Here is a 19,427-nt window from a genome sequence, read left to right on the forward strand (position 1 = left end):
GGATGGAAACGGCTTCGACGACCGCTGGACGACGGGAGTGGGTGGGACTGGCGGTTCTGGTCCTACCCGTCCTGCTGATCTCAATCACCGTCACGGTCCTCTACTTCGCGCTGCCGTTCCTCAGCGCGGATCTCAAGCCGAGCGGGTCCGAACTGCTCTGGATCGTCGACATCTACGCCTTCTGGCTGGCGGGCCTGCTGCTCGTCATGGGCACGCTCGGCGACAGGATCGGCCGCCGGCGCCTGCTGCTCCTCGGCGCCGCCGTCTTCGGCATCACCTCCGCCGCGGCCGCCTACGCGCCCAGCGCCGAGATGCTCATCGTCCTGCGCGCCCTGCAAGGGGCGGCGGCCGCCACGCTCATGCCGTCCACCCTGGCGTTGATCCGCAACATGTTCCACCAGCCGCGGCAGCGCCGGCTGGCCATAGCGATCTGGGCGGCCGGGTTCTCCGGGGGCAGCGTGCTCGGCCCGATCGTGGGCGGGTGGATGCTGGAGAGATTCTGGTGGGGCTCGGTGTTCCTGATCAACGTGCCGATCATGGTCCTGCTGCTGGTGCTCGGTCCCATCCTGCTGCCGGAGTATCGCGATCCGCGGGCGGGCCGGCTCGACCTGTGGAGCACCGCGCTGTCGCTGGTGGCCGTGCTCCCGATCGTCTACGGGGTGAAGGACATCGCCGAGCAGGGCGTGACCCCGACGGCCGCGCTGGCCATGGCCGTGGGCCTGGCCGCCGGCGCCTCGTTCATCTGGCGGCAGCGCACGCTGGCCGACCCGATGCTCGACCTGCGCCTGTTCGCGGAGCGGGCCTTCGGCATCTCGCTGATCACGAGCACGCTCGCGATCTTCGCCCTGATGGGACTGTTCTACTTCATCGCCCAGTACCTGCAGCTGGTGCTGGGGCTGCGCCCGTTCGTCGCGGGGATACTGACGCTGCCCGCCGCGGGGATGGCCCTCGTCGGGTCGATGCTGGCCGTGGTGGTGGTGCGCTGGGTCCGTCCCGGGTTCGTCATCGGCGGCGGCATGTTCGTCGCCGGTCTGGGGTTCGCGGTGCTCTCGCAGCTCGAAGGCGAGCCGGGCGTGCAGACACTCGTGATCGGACTGGGCCTGCTGGGCTTGGGCCTCGGTGCCGTACAGGCGGTGGCCTCGGACCTGGTGATCGCGGTGGCGCCGCCGGAGCGGGCCGGTTCGGCGTCGGCGGTGCTGGAGGCCGGCACCGAGTTCGGCGCCGCGCTCGGCGTCGCCGTCCTGGGCAGCCTGGGCCTGGCGATCTACCGCTGGACGTTCGAGGTGCCCGCCGACCTGCCCGGTGAGGCCGCCCAGACGGCGCGTGAGACGCTCGGCGGGGCGGTCGAGGTGGCGGCCCAGCTGTCGGGCTCCGCGCAGGGAGCCCTCCTCCAGGCGGCGCGTACGGCCTTCACCGAGGGCATGCGGGTGGCCGCGCTGTCGGGCACGGCCATCCTGGTGGCCACGGCGATCCTGGCCACCGTCCAGCTCCGGCGGGTGTCCCTCGAGGAGAAGAGCCCCGATGAGGCGATGCGGGATCAGCGGAGTTCGACATAGGAGAACTGCGAGGGCAGGTCTCTTCTGCCACGCACGTTGAGCTTGCGGTAGATGCGGGTCAGATGCTGCTCGACGGTGCTGATCGTGATGTAGATCTTCCGGGAGATCTCCCGGTTGGTGTAGCCCAGCGCGGCGAGAGAGGCGACCCGCTGCTCGGCGTCGCTCAGCAGGCCCATGCTCTCCGGGGTCTCCGCCTCCTGCTCGGCCGGATCGTCCTGCCGCACCGCCCAGCGCAGCGGCTCGGCCTGGCATTCGTCGGCCACTCTGTCGGCCCAGTATCCGATCATCCTGGCCTTGTGGAGTTCGCCGATCTCGTTGAAGGCATGGGTCAGATCGACGAGCGCGTAGGCCATCTCCAGGCGGTCTCCCGCGTCCTGGAGCATGTCCACGGCCTCCCTGAGCAGGGCCGGCCGCTTCTTGAGGTCGCCGATGGCGGCCAGCAGTCGCAGCGTGGCCCCTCTCGCCCTGAGCGAGTCGCCGCCGGGCAGATCATAGGGCTCCTGGAGGAAGCCTCTCGCCTGGTTCAGCTGGCCCATCTGCAGGTGCGCGGCGGCCGCACCCTGTCGCCAGGGCACCAGCACGGGCGTGTCGAGGTTCCAGGCCCGCATCAGCCGCCCGCAGCTCAGGAAGTCGCTGAGCGCCGCGTGCGAAAGGCCCGTCGCCAGGTGGAAATGGGCCCGTGCCTGGAGATAGTGCAGCCCGAACCGGGTCTGATAGATCGCCGTGGGTACGGGGTGTCGCAGGAGGCGCGCCGCGACGTCGAACTTCCCCATTTCGGTGTTGACCCGGATCAAGGCGGCCAGCGGCAGGGCGATATGAATCCCCAGGCTCCGGCGCGGTAGTACGTCCAACGCTATAGAGGCATATTTAACGGCTATCGAGAGATCTCCATGGCGAATGGCGATGTGCGCCCGGACGCCGGCCAGCACGGCGCGCCAGGTGGGGGAGCGCCGTTGGACGGCTTCTTCGTACAAGACATCGCAGAGTGGTGCCGCCCGATCCGCCTGATCGGAGTAGAGCAATGTGAAAAGAGAGGATTCTACGGCTTCAAGGTTCGAGTCGTCCAGGGTGGTGGACTGCAGGACGCGTTCGGCGGTATCGATCTTTTGCTCATTCTCGTCCGTTCGCAGGAAGCGTGACAATAGGGCGGCCCCCTGAAGGGGAGATACGCCGGGGACTCCCGGCTTGGGGGTGCCGGAAGGGGCGTCCGCGACCTCCAGGAGAAGCGAGGGAAAGGCGGTGGACAACCACTGATGCGTGACTTCCAGCCGCATCCGCATGTCTTTCTCGCCCGATTCGGCGGCCACGGCGTTCAGCCGCCGAAGCACGTCCCCGGCTTCTTCAAGCCGTCCGTGCCATAGGAAGAACCTCAGCAGCATGCGAAGGTCGTCGAACCCGAGCCCGCCCTGTCGCGCGATCGACATCAGATGGTCGAGATGCTGGGTGGTGGCCGCGGGGTTGATCAGCCACTCCGCACGCGCGAGCGAGGCCCGCAGGGACGCCCGGCGCGCGTCGTCGTGGCAGAAGGCGATCGCCAGTTTCAGGCATTGGATCGCGAACTCGTGCTCGTCGTTGAGCAGCGTCTGATCGGCGGCTTCACGCAGCTCCACCGTCGCCCATGGCTCCGGGCAGTCGGAGGCGTGGATGAGGTGCTCGGCGACCGCGGTGCTCGCCGCTCCCTCCGTGTGGAGCAGCCGGGCCGCGCGCCGGTGCATCTCTCTGCGCTCTTCGGGGTCGAGGTCGTCGAGCACGGCGGACCGGGTTTCAGGATGGCAGAAGTGCTGTCCATCGGTGATTCCGACGGCGGCGAGATGGTTAAGGGTCTGCTGCACGGTCGCCGGCGGAAGTTCGATTAATTCGGCAAGCAGGTTGGGAAAGGCGAGGTCGCCGAGCACGGCGAGGCCACGAGCGGTGCGCAGCGAGGTCGGGTCGGTGCGATGGAGCAGGGCGCGCACCGACCTGGAGAAGGCATCGCCGATGACCAGGGCATTAGATTCGCCGGACTCGTGTAAATAGTCCTCCACCAATGCCTCGACAAGTAAGGGGTTGCCACCGCCGGCCGCATGGAAATCAGGACCGAGTTTTTCCGCCGTATCCTGGTCCATGGATTTGCAGAGCATCTTCGTGACGCCTTCCTGGGAAAGCGTGCCCAATCTCATGTGCTGGCAGTGCGGATGGCGCATCAGATCCACTTCGATGAGCGGATCCATGCCCTGCGGATTCTCGGTCGCGGTCACCACGACGAACACGTTCGCATTGTTGAGACGCTGTACGAAATTGAGCAGGAGTTGCCACGACAATGCGTCCGAATATTCGACGTCGTCGACGGTGATGAGCACCGGCGCACTCGTGGAGAGCTCCAGGACTATCGACCACAGTCCCTGGATGGTGTGCAGCCAGTCGGGATTGTGCGCCGAGGTGTCGATGGATTTAGCGCTGAAGGCGGCCTCCTCGATCAGCCGGGCCGCCTCCGAGGCGTGCTCGATCGGCAGCGCCGCGCTGTGAAAGCTCTGGCTGGCCATCCCGAGCGGCAGGTTGCGGTCGGCTCGTGAGCAGGTGGCGCTCAACCAGGTGACGCCGCCCGCGGCGGCGCGCTGGCTGAAGGTGTAGGCGAGTTCGGTCTTGCCGACTCCGGTGGGTCCGGTGATCACCATGACCCGTCCCTTGCCTTGTAGGCAATCGGTGAGCAGGTTGTCCAGATCCGTGATTTCTTGGTCACGCTCGATGAGGGTCATCGTGATTCCCGTTCGTCCCCTAACGCGGTATGAGGGATCGTGCCCCATCCCGATCCTTGCACAGACCCTTGAGAAACATTCTCCTACGGCCGCCACGGCACTTGTCAATACATTTGGACAACCCTGGGAGTGGCGGTGGATTTCATCACATTGCGTCTCGGCTATTTCATCATTTCGTCACGGTGGGCCTGTGGTTTCGGGCTGGGACGCCGAGGTCGGCTGCCCGATGTGGACTACCCCTCAATGGCCCTTACCCGGCGGATGAATCTAGGGGTCTCCTTGTCCGCGCGGCGGGGCTGAATGAGTTATTCTCCTGTTCATCGCAAAGAGGGTCGGCCGAATGTGGGCGGCTACCGAGAGATTTCACCGCGCGGTGCGGCGCGAGGTGAAGTTTCGTAGATAAAGTCCACTGCTTTTCTTGATTTGCGCCAGCCCGAAAAACGAGCCGAGAAAGGGATTGCTGTGAGTGACGCGGTAAGCACCGGTGAAGCCTGGATCCGGCATTACCACCCTTCGCCCGAGGCGTCGTCCGTGCTCGTCTGCCTGCCGCACGCCGGCGGCTCGGCCAGCTTCTATTTCCCGGTCTCGCGGATGACGCCGGCCTCGATGGAGGTCCTGGCGGTCCAGTTCCCCGGCAGGCAGGACCGGCGCGGTGAGCCGTGTGTCGAGAGCATCGGGGAACTGGCCGATCGCGTCGTGGAGATGCTGCGGCCGTGGACCGGTATGCCCATGGGGCTGTTCGGGCACAGCATGGGCGCTACCGTCGCCTTCGAGGTGGCCCGCAGGCTCGAACGGGAGGGTACGTACCCTCTGGCGCTGTTCGCCTCGGGGCGACCGGCACCGTCGGCGCTGCGCCCCGGCTTCGCTGGGCGGCGCTCGGACGAATGGCTCCTGGCCGAGCTGCGCGGGCTCGGCGGCACCGACGCGCAGGTGCTCGGAGACGACGAGTTCGTGCAGGCGATCCTGCCGGCGCTCAGAGGCGACTACCGGGCGGTGGACACCTATCGCTACCTGCCCGGGCCGCGGCTGTCCTGTCCCGTCGTCGCTCTCAGAGGCGAGGACGATCCCAAGGTCGACCACGATGAGGCCCGGGCATGGGGCGACCACACCACGGCCGGATTCGAGCTACGTACGTTCCCCGGTGATCACTTCTATCTCGTGGAGCACGCGGCGGAGGTCATCCCCCTCGTCGTCGACCGGATGAACGGGGCGCTGAACGCGGCCCGGGCGGGCCGCTGAGGCCCGTAAGCCCCCGCGTACGAGAAGAGCCTACGAATAGTCGTAGAAGCCGCGACCGGACTTCCTGCCCAGCAGGCCGCCCTCCACCATGCGCAGCAGGACCGGCGGCGGTGAGTAGCTCGGCTCCTTGAACTCGGCGTACAGCGCGTCCGCGATGGAGGCCACCGTGTCGAGCCCGATCAGGTCGGCCAGGCTCAGGGGGCCCATCGGATGTGAGCACCCCAGCACCATGCCCCGGTCGACGACCTCCGCGGTGGCGAACCCGGACTCCACCATCCTCATGGCCGCCAGGAGATAGGGGATCAGCAGGGCGTTCACCACGAAACCCGCACGATCCGCAGAGTGGATCACCTGCTTGCCGAGCGTTCCGGTGACGAACGCCTCGGCCCGGGCCTTGGTCTGGTCCGTCGTGAGGAGCGACCCGGTCAGCTCCACCAGCGCCAGCACAGGAACGGGGTTGAAGAAGTGCACGCCGATGACCTGGCCGGGCCGGCCGGTCGCGCGCGCGAGCCTGATGATCGGAATGGACGACGTGTTCGACGCCAGGATGGCGTCGGGCGATTCCACGATCTTGTCCAGCGCGCCGAACAGGTCGAGCTTGGTCGACTCCGTCTCGGGGACGGTCTCGAAGACGATCTGCCGATCGCCGAGATCGTTGAGATCCGCGGTGAAGACGACACGGCCCACCGCCGCGTCCCGTTCCTCCTCGGTGATCGTCCCCTTGCGCAGGCCGCGGTCGAGTGACCTGACCAGGCGCCGCCGCCCGTGGGCCACGGACGCCTCCGTGGAGACCGCCACCCGTACGTCGAGGCCCGCGCGGGCGCACACGTCGGCGAGGCCGGAGCCCATCACCCCGCATCCCACGATGCCGATCCTGTCGAACTGGGTCATCTCGCCTCCCGTGCTGCTCTGGCCGTCATGTTCTGATCGTCAAAGCTCTGGTCCTCAAGCTCTGGTCCTCAAGCTCTGGTCGTCAAGCTCTGGTCGTCAAGCTCTGGTCGTCAAGCTCTGGTCGTTAAGCTCTGGTCGTCCAGCGGAGCAGGCAGGCGCCCACCGACATCCCCCCGCCGAAGCCGGCGAGCAAGACGAGATCGTCCTGTTTGAGGATTCCTGACCGATTCGCCTCATCGAGCGCGACGGCCACGGAGGCGCTGCCCATGTTGCCGTACCTCTCGAGGGTGCGCGGAGTGTGCGAGCCGGTGAGGCCGCAGCGCTCGACCAGCTCCGTCAGCAGGCGGCCGTTCGCCTGATGAGGGACGAACGTGTCGATCTCGTCCAGCCCGAACCCGGCGCGGCCCACCAGGCTCTTCATCGCGGGCGGAACGTGCTCCAGCACGAACTCCGTCACTCCGCGCCCGTCCATCCTGAAGTAGTGCTCGCCGTCCGCGACGGTCTGGAGAGAGGCCGGATGCCTGCTGCCGCCCGCCTTGACGCCGATGAGCGGATGGGCGGCGCCGTGGCTGGACAGCTCGAAGTCGATGAACCCCGAGGGCTCGGGCACCGTGCCGACGATGGCGACGCCGGACCCGTCGCCGAACAGCACGGAGGTGCGGCGGTCGGTGAAGTCGAGCTGCCTGCTGTACAGGTCGGCGCCGATGACCAGGGCGTAGGTGTCCGGGCGGCGGGCGATGAGACTGTCGGCGATGGCGAGCCCGTACACGAATCCGCTGCAGACGATGTTGATGTCGAAACAGGCGGCGGACCGCGCGCCCAGCGCGTCCTGCACGAGGTACGACGTCGGGGGCTGGGGGAAGTCGCCGGTGGAGGTCGCCACGATGATGTAGCCGATGCGGTCCACGTCGATGTCGGCGCGCCGCAACGCGTCCAGGCTGGCCTGTACGGCGAGGTCCGAGGTCGCCTCGTGCGCCGCGGCGCGCCGGCGGAACCCGATCTGCGTCTTGCGCAGGATCCATTCCGCGTCGACGCCCGCCCGCTCCGCCAGGTCCTCGTTGGCGACCTCCTCCTCGGGGAGGTACGAACCGGTCGCCAGGATCCCGGTAGTGTGTCCGGCCACTGTCAGCTCCGCCTTCTCCTGGAAGCCACGCCTACGCCAGCGCCGCGGGGGCGGCGTCCGCCAGGCCGCGCAGCGGATTGAGCCGCCGCTCGCCGATCTCGGCGCGCCGCGCGGGATCGGTGACGCCCAGCCCGGACTCGGGCGCCATGCACAGCACCCCGACCTTGCCGATGTGGCCGTTGGTCTGCACCAGCCGGGTGGCCTCCGCGACCTCGTCCAGCGGATAGACCGTCGACAGGGTCGGCATCACCATCCCGAGGTCGAACAGCCGCACGCACTCCCGCACCTCCTGCAGGTTCGCCGCATGGCTGCCGATGATGCGCTTGAGGTGCATCCAGAGATACCGGTTGTCGTAGTGGTGCTGGAATCCGGTGCTGGAGCCGCAGGTGACGACCGAGCCGCCCCGGCGGACCACGAACACCGAGGTGGCGAACGTCGCCCTGCCCACGTAGTCCATGACGATGTGCGGATCCTCGCCGACCGCCGCGCGGATGGCCGCTCCCAGGCGCTTGCCCAGCGCGATCGCCTGTTCGGGCGTGCTGTCGATGTCGTCGGTCATCCCGATCTCGTTGCGGTTGATGATGACGTCGCAGCCGAGGCTGCGCAGGATCTCGGCCTTCGAGTCCGAGCCGACGACGCCCACGGGGATGCCGCCGCCGTTCTTCACCATCTGCACGGCGTACGCGCCGAGGCCGCCGGCCGCGCCCCAGATGAGGACGATGTCGCCCTGTTTCATCCGGGCGCCCCGGTGGCTGACCAGCATGCGGTAGACCGTGCCCGCGCACAGCGTGACGCAGGCGGCCTCTTCCCAGGTCAGGTGCGCCGGCTTGGGCGCCAGCTGACTGGCCCGCGCCAGGGTGTAGTGCGCCAGCCCGCCGAAGTTGGTCTCGAATCCCCAGACCCGCTGCTCGGCGCCGAGCATGCCGTCCTCGTGGGTCGCCGCCTCCTGGTCGTCGGCCTGGATCGGACTGATCACGACATGGTCGCCGATCTGCCAGCGTCGCACGCCCGCGCCGACCGCGACGATGACCCCGGCTCCGTCGGAACCCAGCACGTGGTACGGCTGGTCGTGCCGCGCCGCGAATCCGCCGGTCCTGCCGAAGCGCTTGAGGAAGCCGAAGGTCGGCAGCGGCTCGAAGGTGGCCGACCAGACGGTGTTGTAGTTGATCGAGCTGGCCATCACCGCCACCACGACCTCGTCCGGCGCGAGCTCCGGCATGGGCACCAGGCCGACGCGCAGCGATTTGCGCACGTCCTTGTCCTCCATACCGGCGAACATCTCGGTGTCCTCGACCCGGAGGTAAGAAGCCGGATACTCCTTCGGCAACGCGATCTTCGCCAGGTCGCCGGGCGCGGCTCCGCCCAGCAGGGCCTCGGCCATGGGATCCATGTCACTCCTCTTGATGTGGTGGTCAGCCGGTCACAGCGGGATGTTGCCGTGACGGCCTCGTGTCGCCGAGGCCGCCGCGAGCGCCATGGCGAGCTTGGGCCGGGTGTGCGCGGGGTCGATCACTTCGTCGACGACGCCCAGCGCCACGGCGCGGGCGACACCCCCCGCGACCAGGGTGTGCTCGTCGACGAGCCGCTGCCGCAGCTCCGCGCGCTCGTCGTCGTGCGCTGCGGCCAGGCGCTTGCGGTGCAGGATGCCCACCGCCGCTTCCGCGCTCATCACCGCGATCTTCGCCTCCGGCCAGGCGAACACCGCGGACGCGCCGAGCGAGCGGGAGTTCATGGCGATGTACGCCCCGCCGTACGACTGGCGCGTGACCAGCGTGACGCGGGGGACCGCCGCCTCGGCGAAGGCGTGCAGCAGCTTGGCGCCCCGCCGGACCACGCCACCCCATTCCTGGGTGACGCCGGGCAGGTAGCCGGGAACATCGACGAGCACGATCAGCGGAATGCCGAACGCGTTGCACATGCGGACGAATCGCGAGGCCTTCTCGGCGCTGAGCGAGTCGAGGCAGCCGCCCATGCGCAGGGGATTGTTGGCGATCACGCCGACGCTCCCGCCGGTCAGGCGGCCCAGGCCGACGACGACGTTGGGGGCCCAGCGCGGCTGGAGCTCCATGAAGGGGGTGCCCTCGTCGAGGATCTCGCGTACCAGCGGGCGCACGTCGTAGGCCCGCCGCGCCCGCTCCGGCAGCAATGAGCGCAGGTCCTTCCCGGCCGTGGCGAGACGGGGTTCGATGCGGGCGCGATGGGCCAGCAGCAGGGTCACCTGGCGCGTGGCCTCGTACGCGTCGCTCTCGGAGTCGACCACGATGTGCGCCACGCCCGACTTGCGGCTGTGCGTCTCGGCCCCGCCCAGCGACTCCATGTCGATCTGCTCACCGGTGACGGACCGCACGACGTCGGGACCGGTCACGAACATCCGGCCGGCCCTGGACATGATCACCACGTCGGTGAGCGCCGGACCGTAGGCGGCGGCTCCCGCCGCCGGGCCGAGGATGACCGAGATCTGCGGCACCCGCCCGGAGGCACGGGTCATCGCGGCGAACATCCGCCCGACCCCGTCCATCGACTCGACGCCGTCCGCCAGCCGGGCGCCGCCGGAGTGCCACAGGCCGATCACCGGGCAGCCTTCGAGCAGCGCCGTGTCGATGGCCGACACGATCTTGTCGCAGCCCGCGGCGCCGAGCGCGCCGCCCATGTTGGCCGGGTCGGTGCAGAAGGTGATCACCTTGTGACCCGCTATGCGGCCACTGGCCGCGGACACGCCGCTGGCGTCCGGGTCATGCAGGGGCACCACCGAGTCGGCGTCGAGCAGCCGGGCCAGCCGTACGGCCGGCGCCCGCTGATCGAGCGGGAAATGTTCCTGCGTGATCGGTGTGGCGGTCAACGCCGTCTCCCGTTCTCACGCGGGGTTGAATTTATTGGTTCCCGCATGTTTCCTACCTCCAGCGCCAACGCTGAGGACTTTTCCGATGGATTCCAGCAGACTGCTGAAAATAGGCTTATCTACGCACTATCTCCACACAACCCTTACCAGTCCCCCTAAGCGCCCTGTAGCGTTGCCGGGCGAGGGTGAACGGCATCGTCTCGGGGCTGTTCCGCCTCGCGGCCTCGTGGGCGAAGCCGCCTGCGCTGCGATCACGTCCGCACGTCAGGCCCGGTGGCGATGCGCATCCGGGTCGTCCGGCCGCCGACGCCGGCCCTGCGGAGTGGGAACGTTCCGAAAAACAATGGCTTTATCGCATATTGCGCCATAGTTGTCGCTAGGGGGGCCGGTAGGGGTTGTTCCGCGCGTCTTGGGCGGCCAATCATGGTGCCGTCATTTCGACGTACGGCCAGATTTCCTATGGCTGAAAGGCACGCACATGGAGATAGCCGAGCTTGGCGTGGAGAAAGCTTTCCTGATCACCCCGGACGTCCACTCCGATCATCGGGGAGTTTTCCTCGAAGTGTTCAGCCAGCCGGTGTTCGAGCGAGCGGTGGGCCATCGGTTGTCGGTCGCGCAGCTCAACTGCTCGCTGTCCCGGCGCGGGACCATCCGCGGCATGCATGCCATCGCGCTGCCGGGCCAGGCCCGTTACGTCAGCTGTGCGCAGGGCGGCATCGTCGACATCGTGCTCGACATCCGCGTCGGCTCGCCCACGTACGGGGAGCATGTCGCGGTCGAGCTGACCGCCGCGAACCGGCACGCCCTGTACCTGGCGGAAGGGCTGGCGCACGGGTTCGCGCCGCTGACCGACGAGGCGACCGTCGTGTACATGTGCTCGAGCACCTGGTCACCGGGCTCGGAGGTCATCATCAACTCGCTCGACCCGGAACTCGGCCTGCCCTGGCCCACCGACCCCGAGCCCGTGCGCTCCGACAAGGACGCGGCGGCGCCTTCCCTGCTCGAGGCCGAGAAGCTCGGGCTGCTGCCCACCCTCGCCGAGTGCCGGGCGTTGTACGCCGAACTCGACGATCTCACGCTCACGAGGTGACGGCATGATCCCACTGTTCCGGGTGGCGATGTCGCCCGAGGCGCCGGCCATGGCCGCCCAGGTCATCGGCAGCGGCATGATCGGCCAGGGCGCCAAGGTCCAGGAGTTCGAGCGGGCCATCGCCGGGCGGATCGGCCGGGACGAGGTCGTCACGGTCAACAGCGCCACGGCCGGCCTGCACCTCGCCCTGCACATGGTCGCCCGCGAGGATGACGACGACGGCGGCGAGGTGCTGTCCACGCCGCTGACCATGGAGGCCACCAACTGGGCGATCATGGCCAACCGGCTGCGCGTCAAGTGGGTGGACATCGACCCGGCCACCCTCAACGTCGACCTGGACGACCTGGCCCGCAAGATCTCGCCGAAGACACGGGCGATCATGATCGTGCACTTCGGCGGCTACCCCCTCGACCTCGACCGTCTCCGCGCGATCCTCGATGAGGCCGAGGCCAGGTTCGGCTTCCGCCCGCCGGTGATCGAGGACTGCGCGCACGCGTGGGGCGCGACCTACCGCGGCGCGCCCATCGGCAGCCACGGCAACCTGTGCGTGTTCAGCTTCCAGGCCATCAAGCATCTGACCTGCGGCGACGGGGGCGCTCTCGTCCTGCCGAGCGAGGAGCTGCGCCGGCGCGCCGAGCGGCTGCGCTGGTTCGGCATCGACCGTACGGCCGACCGGCTGCGCAACCCGCCGGACGTCACGGAGTGGGGCTTCAAGTTCCACATGAACGACATCAACGCCTCGATCGGCCTGGCCAATCTGGCCTGGGCGGAGGAGGTGGTGGCCCGGCACCGCGCCAACGCCGCCTTCTACGACCGGGAGCTGGCCGGCGTCCCCGGCCTCGAGCTGACCGAGCGGGCCGCCGACCGCCAGTCCTCCTTCTGGATCTATCCGATGAAGGTGGAGGACCGCGAGGGCTTCATGAAGCGCATGGACGAGGCCGGGATCATGGTCAGCAACGTGCACGAGCGCAACGACCTGCACACGGTCATGCGCCCGTACGCGTCGCTGCTGCCCGGCCTCGACCACGTGGCCCCGCGCGTGGTGTGCGTGCCCGTCGGCTGGTGGGTCACCGAGGAGCAGCGCGCGCACATCGCGGACACCGTCAGGCGGGGCTGGTGACCGCGCCCGCCGCCGTCCACACGAAGGGCACGGTGCCGTTCGGGGAACACCGGACCTGGTACCGGATCACCGGCGAGCCGGGCGGCGCGGGCCGTCCGGCCGTCGTCGTCCTGCACGGCGGCCCCGGCAGCACGCACGACTATCTGGTCGGCCTGGCCGTCCTCGCCCAGCACGGCTGGCCCGTCGTGCACTACGACCAGCTCGGCAACGGCGGCTCCACGCATCTGCCCGGCAAGGGGGCCGAGTTCTGGACGCCGCAGCTGTTCCTCGACGAGCTGGACAACCTGCTGCGCCGGCTCGAGCTGGGTGACGACTACGTGCTGGTCGGACAGTCGTGGGGCGGCATGCTGGCCGCCCTGCACGCCTCGGCGCGACCGGACGGCCTGCGCGGCCTGGTGATCGCCGACGCCCCCGCCTCCTACCGGCTCTGGCTGAGGGAGATGCGGGTGCTGCGCGACCGGCTGCCCGACGGCGTCGACGAGACGCTGCGCCGGCACGAGGCCGCGGGCACGACCGACTCCCAGGAGTACTTCGACGCGATGATGGTCTTCTACAACCGGCACGTCTGCACCCTGGACCCCTGGCCGCGCGAGTTCGTCGCCACGTTCATGGAGATCTACAACGACCCGACGGTCTACTACGCCATGAACGGCCCCAGCGAGTTCCACGTGATCGGCTCGCTGCGTGACTGGGGCGTGGAGGACCGCGTCGCGGACATCCAGGTGCCCACGCTGCTCATCTCCGGGCGGCACGACGAGGCCACGCCCGCCACCGTGCGACCGTACTTCGACCTCATCCCCGACGTGCGGTGGGAGGTCTTCGAGGAGTCCAGCCACACGCCGCACCTGGAGGAGCCCGAACGGTTCACCCAGGTGCTGATCGACTTCCTGAAGGGCCTGGGTGAGTGAAGTGGACATGCGGACCGCGATCGTCTTCCCCGGGATGGGACCCACCCGGTTCACCGACGTCGAGGCGTTCATGCTCGGCGACCCCGCCGCGAGGCGGCTGGTCGCCCTGGCCGACGAGGTGCTCGGCTACTCGCTGGCCGACCGCTTCCGCGCCTCCGAGGACGACTACTCGGAGGCGGCCCAGGTGGCGTTCCTGGTGAACAGCCTGGCCCTGGCCGAGTGGGCCGAGCGGACGCTGGACATCTCCCCGCACGTGTGCGCGGGCCCGAGCTTCGGCGGCAAGGCGGCCGCCGCCTACTCGGGCGCGCTGTCGTTCCCCGACGCCGTGCGCATGACCGCCGAACTGGCCCGGTGTACGGCGGACTACTTCGCGCACGAGCACCGCGACCTCGTCACCTGCTCCTTCGTCCGGGTTCCTGAGGACAAGCTGAGCGAGCTGCTGGCCGAACTACGCGAGCAGGGGGAATGGCACGACATCTCCTGCTACATCGACCACGACTTCTACATGGTCTCGGTGCGGGAGCGGCAGGCGGCGCGGCTGGAAGGCAGGATCCGGGCGCTCGGCGGGTTGCCGCTGTACAGGATGCGGCCGCCCATGCACTCCGCCGTGCTGGAGCCGCTGCGCAAGAGGGCCGAGGAAGAGGTGTTCGGCGCGCTGCGCTTCACCGACCCGCGGCTGCCGATCGTCGACGATCACGACGGGAAGCTGCTCACCGGCGCGGCGGGCGTGCGGGCCATGGTGCTCGACGGCTTCGTCCGGCCGCTGCGCTGGCCCGAGGTGGTGGCCACGCTGCGGCGGCTCAACGTCACGAAGGTCGTCGTCAGCGGCCAGGACGCCATGTTCGGCCGGGTTCCGGTCACCACGCGCAGCTTCACCGTGGTCCCGGTGAACCCGAGGATGGCGGTGCTGCCGCGGCCACCGGTCCCATCGGCCTGACGAGGCCCCGTGGACCTCGTCAGGCGCCGGTCGATCAGGCGGGCGGCCAGTCGGGCGGCCGTCGGCCGGGCGGCGGTCGGTCAGGTCGCGGGAATCCCCGACAGGACTTTCCAGAGCGTGCCCGGAGTCGCGAACGTCTCCTTCGTCAGCGCCTCGTCCCTGAATCGCACGCCGTACGTCTCCTCGAGCGCGGCCAGCAGCTCGACGATGCCGAGCGAATCGAGGCCGAGACCGGGAAGATCCGCATTTTCGGCGAGCTTGTCATCAGGCGGCAGAAACGGCAGAAGCGGCCGCAGCAGTTCTTCGAAACGGGCATCCCACATGACAGCTGATTTCCTTTCTCCTTATCGCGAATCTCGGGTTATCGCGAAAGAGCCCACGGCGCCGACGCTATCCGGCGGCAAGGCGAATGTCCATAATGGGTGGTTCAGATGAGCGCAGATTATTCACGACCCCTGTACGCGCATTTTCTGCGCGGTCTGGGCATGGCGCCGGAGCGACCGGCCTTCCGGGTCGGGCCGGACACGGCGAGTTACGCCGAGCTCCATCGGTCGGCTCTGCGCTGGGCCGGCGCGCTGCTGCGGGCCTCGCCACGCCCGCTCGGCGCCGTAGGGGTTCTGGCGGACAAAGGGGGCACGGCCTACGCCGGCCTCCTCGCCGGTCTCTACGCGGGCGCGGCGGTGGTGCCGCTCCAGCCGGACTTCCCGGCGGCCCGTACGCGCCAGATGATCGAGGCCGCCGGGGTGTCGGCGCTGATCGTCGATGACCGCGGTCAGAAGCGGGCGGCGGAGCTGCGTGCCCAGGGGGTGGACGTGCTGGTCCTCACCCCCGACGCGCTCGGCGGCGGGCGGGCTCTGGCCGCGCCGCGGCCGGTCGACCCCGCCGACACCGCGTACGTGCTGTTCACCTCGGGGTCGACGGGCCGTCCCAAGGGGGTGCCCATCACTCACGGGAACACCGCGCACTACTTCCAGCTGCTGGCCGGACGCTACGACTTCACCCCTGACGACGTGTTCTCGCAGACCTTCGACCTGACCTTCGACTGCGCGATGTTCGACCTGTTCTGCGCCTGGTCCGCCGGCGGGACCGCGGTGGCCGTGCCGCCGCACGCGTACGGCGACCTGCCCCGCTTCCTGGCCGAGCAGGGGATCACCGTGTGGTTCTCCACCCCCAGTGCGATCTCCCTGGTGCGCAGGACGGGCGGGCTCGGCGCGGCGGCGATGCCCACCCTGCGCTGGAGCTTCTTCGCCGGGGAGGCGCTGAAGTGCGCGGACGCCGTCGACTGGCAGCGGGCCGCGAGCGCCTCCACCGTGGAGAACCTCTACGGCCCGACCGAGCTGACGATCACGATCACCGGTCACCGCTGGTCGGGGGAGACCTCGCCCGGCCGCTGCGTCAACGGCCTGTCCCCGATCGGCACGGTGCATCCCGGCCACGGCCACCTCCTGGTGGACGAGGACGGCCAGACCGTCCACGACGAGGGAGAACTGTGGATCACCGGGCCGCAGCTGACGCCCGGGTACCTCGATCCGGCCGACGACAAGGGCCGATTCGTCGAGCGGGACGGCCACACCTGGTACAACACCGGCGACCGCGTCCGGGTCGCGGACAACGGCGAACTCGTCTACCTCGGCAGGGCCGACGCCCAGGTGCAGGTGCACGGCTGGCGGGTCGAGCTGGCCGAGATCGATCACGCCGTGCGCGGCGTCGCCGGGGTGGCGGACGCGGTCACCGTGAGTGCCGAGAACAACGGCACCGCCGTGCCCGTGGTGTTCTACACCGGCATTCGGCTGCCGCCGACCGATTTCACCACCCGGCTCGTCGAGACGCTGCCGGCCGGTCTCATTCCGCGGCACTATCGCTATCTCGACGAGCTGCCGCTGAATCCCAACAGAAAAGTCGACAGAGCGGGTCTGCGGGAGCTGGCCGCGGGCCTGGTGGGTAAACGTGAGCGGGTCGCGGAAGAGGGGAGGGGAGCTTTAGGGGGTCGGTAGGGGTCTATTGGAAAACAGGGTTCGGGATAAATTTTCAGTGATTTGCTTTTCATTGATCGACATTCCTGGAAATTCCTTTTCCCACACGGGCGGGAGGACGATAATGGACGGGACGCGGTTTCTTCGATCGGGCCTCATCCACGATCTGCTCGACGAGGCCATGGACGCGAGCCCCGAGGGCGACGCGGTCCGCGACGCGCACGGCGCGTGGAGTTACCAGAGGGTCGGCGAGCTCAGCCACGCCGTCGCCCGCCGGCTGGCGGCCAGTGGCGTGGGCCCGGGGGATCGGGTCATCGTGCAGCTGCCCAACCGGCGGGAGACGGTGCCCATCGTCTACGGCATCTCGCGGCTCGGCGCCGTCTTCGTGCCGCTGCACCCCGAGATGAAGGCCTTCCATCTCCGCTCCGTCCTGCAGGACGCGGAGCCCAGGCTGGTCATCGGCGGCGGCGAGGCCATGCGCGAGGTCGCCACCGTGCCGGTGCGCGACCTCGACGACTTCTGGCCCGAGGTCGAGGAGCTGGTGGGGCCGCTGGCGCACGAGCCGGTCGCGCGTGAGCCGGTCGCGCGTGAGCCGGCCGCGCGTGAGCCGGTCAAGGTCCTGCCCTCGGACGTCGCCATCCTGATCTACACCTCGGGCAGCACCGCCGCGCCCAAGGGGGTGATCTGCCCGCACGCGCAGGTCACCTTCGCCGCCTCGGCGATCAACGCGGTGCTCGGATACGAGCCGGACGACGTGGTCTTCTGCCGGCTCCCGATGTCCTTCGACTACGGCCTCTACCAGATCTTCCTCGCCGCGCTCGGCGGCGCCGAGCTGGTCCTGGCCCAGGACGGATCCGACCTGACCCTGCTCGGCCAGATCAGCGACGCCGGCGCGACCGTCGTACCCGTCGTCCCGTCCCTGGGCGGCATGATCGCGACCCTGGCCCGGCGGGCGACCGGCTCGGTGTCGAAGGTGCGGATGTTCACCAACACCGGGGCCGCGCTGCCGGAGGCGACCATCCGAAGCCTGCGCGCCTGCGCTCCCGGCGCTCGGGTGGTGCGCATGTACGGCATCACCGAGTGCAAGCGCGTCACGATCATGGAGCCGGAGCTCGACCGGGACCGGCCCGGCGCGGTCGGCCGTCCACTGCCCGGCACCCGGGTGGAGATCCTCGACGGCGCGGGACGGCCGCTGCCGGCCGGGGAGACCGGGGAGATCGTGGTCGCCGGTCCCAACGTGATGGCCGGCTACTGGCGCGATCCCGAGCTCACCGCGCGCGCCTACCGCCGCGACCCGGTCACCGGCGAGGTCCGCCTGCACACCGGCGACTACGGCCGGCTCGACCGGGACGGCTACCTGTACTTCGAAGGCCGGAGAGACGACATGTTCAAACGCCGGGGCACCCGGATGAGCACGACCGAGATCGAGGCGGCCGCCATGGACGTCCCCGGTGTCCGCGCGGCCGTGGTGCTGCCCCCGGCCGACGGCCGAGACCTCATCGTCTTCGTCGAGGCCGATCTGACGCCCGGCAACGTGCTGAACGCGCTGAAACTGCGGCTCGAACCCGCGAAGGTGCCGGCCGCCTGTCATGTCCTGCCCCGCTTCCCGCTGACGCTCAACGGCAAGAACGAGCGCAAACAGCTGGCCCTGCTGCTCGACGGAGGTCACGCGTGAACTGGTACGCCGAGCTCGCCGCCCGCTACGGCTCCCCGCTGTACGTCTACGACCTGGAGCGCGTCGCCGCCGCGCAGAAGGACCTGCGTCAGGCGCTGCCCGGCGGGTTCTCGCTGTTCTACTCCTTCAAGGCCAACCCGCACCCGGAGATCGCGCGAGCGCTGCGCGAGGGCGGCGCGCTCGCCGAGATCAGCTCGACCGGCGAGCTGAACGCGGCGTTCGCCGCGGGCTTCGACGGCTCCGAGGTGCTCCTCACCGGACCGGGCAAGACCACCGAGGAGCTGGAGGTCGCCGTCGACGGCGGCGTCCGCCTGTTCTCCGTCGAGTCGCCCACCGACCTGTGGCATGTCGGACAGGTCGCGGCCCGGCGCGGCGTGATCGCGGACTGCCTGCTGCGCGTCAACAGCGCCGAGCCCGGCGCCGCCACCAGCATCCGGATGACCGGTGCGCCCTCCCAGTTCGGCTTCGACGAGGAGACGATCCCCGCGCTGATGCCCGAGCTCCGGGCGGTGCCCGGTACCCGGCTGGCCGGGGCGCACCTGTTCTCGCTGAGCAACTCCAAGGACGAGGAGAGCCTCGTCGCCGAGTTCGACCACACCATCTCGGTGGCCGCGCGCCTGGAGCGGGAGACGGGCCTGCCGATCCGTCTGCTGGACATCGGCGGTGGATTCGCCGCGCCGTACCTCACCGGGGGAGAGCGGCCCGTGTACGGCGGCCTGCGCGCCGGGCTGGAGACGGTGCTCGACGCGAAGTTCGCCGGCTGGCGGGCGGGCACGCCCGAGATCGCCTGCGAGTCCGGCCGTTACCTGGCCGGCGACTGCGGCACGCTGGTCTGCACCGTGGTCAACGTCAAGGAGAGCCGCGGCCGCAGATTCGTCATCCTGGACGCCGGCATCAACACCCTCGGTGGCATGTCCGGCCTGGGGCGGCTCCTGCCGGTCTCGGTGGAGCTCAACGGCGCCACCCCCGACGGCGAACGGTCGCCCGCGACCCTGGTCGGCCCGCTGTGCACCCCCGGCGACATCCTCGCCAGGAACGTCTCGCTGCCCCCGCTGGCCCCCGGCGACGTCGTGACCATCCCCAACGCGGGCGCCTACGGCATGACCGCGAGCCTCGTGATGTTCCTGGGCCACCCGGCGCCCATCGAGGTCATCACGCACGGCCACCAGGTGGTGTCCGTCTCCCGGATCGAATTCAACCGCAAGTACGAATGACCTCCCGGATCGACCTCAGCCGCCAGTACGTATGACCTCCTGGATCGACTTCAGCCGCGAGTACGTATGACACCCCCCGGATTGACGTCAACCGCACGTACGAAATGACATGAGTGAGCGGAGTGTG

At 69.2% G+C, this 19,427-nt stretch carries 15 protein-coding genes; 9 read left to right on the forward strand and 6 right to left on the reverse strand.

Going from position 1 to position 19,427, the window contains the following annotated elements:
• Positions 1–2 precede the first annotated feature (2 nt).
• On the forward strand, positions 3–1,556 hold the full coding sequence (locus AB0B61_RS53755; protein ID WP_358449422.1) for an MFS transporter: 1,554 nt from the start codon (positions 3–5) through the stop codon (positions 1,554–1,556).
• Here AB0B61_RS53755 and AB0B61_RS53760 read toward each other — a convergent pair.
• Positions 1,538–4,291, reverse strand: coding sequence for an AAA family ATPase (locus AB0B61_RS53760; protein WP_358449424.1), 2,754 nt, complete (start codon positions 4,289–4,291; stop codon positions 1,538–1,540). The genes AB0B61_RS53755 and AB0B61_RS53760 overlap by 19 nt on opposite strands.
• Before the next feature lie 462 nt (positions 4,292–4,753).
• Here AB0B61_RS53760 and AB0B61_RS53765 point away from each other — a divergent pair, with 462 nt between their 5' ends.
• Complete coding sequence (locus tag AB0B61_RS53765; RefSeq protein ID WP_358449426.1) at positions 4,754–5,530, forward strand: alpha/beta fold hydrolase; 777 nt, start codon at positions 4,754–4,756, stop codon at positions 5,528–5,530.
• 30 nt (positions 5,531–5,560) lie between these two features.
• Here AB0B61_RS53765 and AB0B61_RS53770 read toward each other — a convergent pair whose 3' ends face one another.
• The 4 genes from AB0B61_RS53770 to AB0B61_RS53785 form a co-directional block, all read right to left on the reverse strand.
• Positions 5,561–6,421 (reverse strand): 3-hydroxybutyryl-CoA dehydrogenase, encoded by an 861-nt coding sequence (locus AB0B61_RS53770; RefSeq protein WP_358449428.1) that lies wholly within the window; start codon positions 6,419–6,421, stop codon positions 5,561–5,563.
• Positions 6,422–6,545: 124 nt separating this feature from the next.
• A complete protein-coding gene (locus AB0B61_RS53775; RefSeq protein ID WP_358449430.1) occupies positions 6,546–7,544 on the reverse strand; it encodes a ketoacyl-ACP synthase III in 999 nt (332 codons plus the stop codon).
• A gap of 31 nt (positions 7,545–7,575) precedes the next feature.
• Positions 7,576–8,934, reverse strand: coding sequence for a crotonyl-CoA carboxylase/reductase (gene ccrA / locus AB0B61_RS53780; protein ID WP_358449432.1), 1,359 nt, complete (start codon positions 8,932–8,934; stop codon positions 7,576–7,578).
• A 30-nt stretch (positions 8,935–8,964) separates the two neighbouring features.
• The gene (locus tag AB0B61_RS53785; RefSeq protein ID WP_358449434.1) at positions 8,965–10,383 is read right to left on the reverse strand and encodes a carboxyl transferase domain-containing protein; all 1,419 of its coding nucleotides are present in this window, start codon (positions 10,381–10,383) and stop codon (positions 8,965–8,967) included.
• Between the two features lie 499 nt (positions 10,384–10,882).
• On the opposite strand from AB0B61_RS53785, the gene rfbC reads away from it, so the two are divergent.
• Genes rfbC through AB0B61_RS53805 form a run of 4 tightly spaced genes read left to right on the forward strand, consistent with a single transcriptional unit; the run spans position 10,883 to position 14,438 of the window.
• Positions 10,883–11,473: a dTDP-4-dehydrorhamnose 3,5-epimerase gene (gene rfbC, locus AB0B61_RS53790; protein WP_358449436.1), complete on the forward strand. Its 591-nt coding sequence runs from the start codon at positions 10,883–10,885 to the stop codon at positions 11,471–11,473.
• Between the two features lie 4 nt (positions 11,474–11,477).
• Positions 11,478–12,593 (forward strand): DegT/DnrJ/EryC1/StrS family aminotransferase, encoded by a 1,116-nt coding sequence (locus AB0B61_RS53795; protein WP_358449437.1) that lies wholly within the window; start codon positions 11,478–11,480, stop codon positions 12,591–12,593.
• Positions 12,590–13,501, forward strand: coding sequence for a proline iminopeptidase-family hydrolase (locus AB0B61_RS53800; protein WP_358449439.1), 912 nt, complete (start codon positions 12,590–12,592; stop codon positions 13,499–13,501). Before AB0B61_RS53795 ends, AB0B61_RS53800 begins: the two co-directional genes overlap by 4 nt.
• Entirely contained in the window at positions 13,494–14,438 is a 945-nt protein-coding gene (locus AB0B61_RS53805) for an ACP S-malonyltransferase (RefSeq protein WP_358449441.1), read from the forward strand. Before AB0B61_RS53800 ends, AB0B61_RS53805 begins: the two co-directional genes overlap by 8 nt.
• 80 nt (positions 14,439–14,518) lie before the next feature.
• Here the strand turns inward: AB0B61_RS53805 and AB0B61_RS53810 are convergent, their stop codons facing one another.
• The gene (locus AB0B61_RS53810; RefSeq protein WP_357951452.1) at positions 14,519–14,761 is read right to left on the reverse strand and encodes a phosphopantetheine-binding protein; all 243 of its coding nucleotides are present in this window, start codon (positions 14,759–14,761) and stop codon (positions 14,519–14,521) included.
• A gap of 108 nt (positions 14,762–14,869) precedes the next feature.
• Between AB0B61_RS53810 and AB0B61_RS53815 the strand changes: the two genes are divergently transcribed.
• From AB0B61_RS53815 to AB0B61_RS53825, 3 genes are all read left to right on the forward strand, one after another.
• Positions 14,870–16,432, forward strand: a complete 1,563-nt coding sequence (locus AB0B61_RS53815) for an AMP-binding protein (RefSeq protein WP_358449443.1) — start codon at positions 14,870–14,872, stop codon at positions 16,430–16,432.
• Between the two features lie 103 nt (positions 16,433–16,535).
• Positions 16,536–18,086 carry an AMP-binding protein gene (locus tag AB0B61_RS53820; RefSeq protein WP_358449445.1) on the forward strand — a complete coding sequence of 517 codons (1,551 nt, stop codon included), beginning with the start codon at positions 16,536–16,538 and terminating at the stop codon, positions 18,084–18,086.
• Positions 18,083–19,300 carry a type III PLP-dependent enzyme gene (locus tag AB0B61_RS53825; protein ID WP_358449447.1) on the forward strand — a complete coding sequence of 406 codons (1,218 nt, stop codon included), beginning with the start codon at positions 18,083–18,085 and terminating at the stop codon, positions 19,298–19,300. Before AB0B61_RS53820 ends, AB0B61_RS53825 begins: the two co-directional genes overlap by 4 nt.
• Positions 19,301–19,427: the final 127 nt, after the last annotated feature.

The organism is Nonomuraea sp. NPDC049158 (genome assembly GCF_040648335.1).
In the GTDB taxonomy this organism is placed as follows: domain Bacteria; phylum Actinomycetota; class Actinomycetes; order Streptosporangiales; family Streptosporangiaceae; genus Nonomuraea.